Consider the following 629-nt stretch of genomic DNA (forward strand, 5'->3'; position numbering starts at 1 on the left):
CCGCTCCTCGGCCAGCCACGCCTGCACCACCCCCAGCACCTCGGCCACGACCGACCGCACCGCCCCGGGCACATCCGACACGCCCGTCCTGGACATCTCTGCCCCGGACGCATCCGACACGTCCGCCCCGGACACGTCCGGCGTGTCCGATCCGGGAACCCCGCCACCAGGCACCGGGCACTCGAACACCACCGCCTCGGGCACCTCGGCCCCCTCCGGCAGCGCGCCCCACCGCCCCCACGACACCGGGACCGCGGAGGAACCGGCAACCGCCGCAGGAACCCCGACCCACTCCAACCGGAACAACGAGTCGCCCACCGACACCGCCGCCCCACCCAACCGCTCCAACGCCACCGGCAACGACACCAGCGACCCCACCGACACCACCGGCCGGCCCTCCTCATCGGCCAGCACCACCCCGACCGCATCCCCACCCGCCGGAGCGATCCTCACCCGCGCCACCGACGCCCCACCCGCATGCAGCACCACCCCGCCCCACGCGAACGGCAGCACCGCCTCCTCCCGCTCCCCGCCACCCGCCACCAGCAGCGCATGCATCGCACTGTCCAGCAACGCCGGATGCACCCCGAACCCCCCGGCCTCACCACGCACCGCCTCCGGCAGCGCCA

The 629-nt window shown here is 75.0% G+C and carries 1 protein-coding gene; it reads right to left on the bottom strand.

Features of this window, described 5'->3' with window-relative positions; all coding sequences use genetic code 11:
* Positions 1 to 629, bottom strand: a 629-nt coding sequence (locus IEZ07_RS35325) for a polyketide synthase dehydratase domain-containing protein (RefSeq protein ID WP_191898778.1), incomplete at both ends; no start/stop codon positions are given.

The organism is Planomonospora parontospora, assembly GCA_014647935.1.
GTDB classification, from domain to species: domain Bacteria; phylum Actinomycetota; class Actinomycetes; order Streptosporangiales; family Streptosporangiaceae; genus Planomonospora; species Planomonospora parontospora.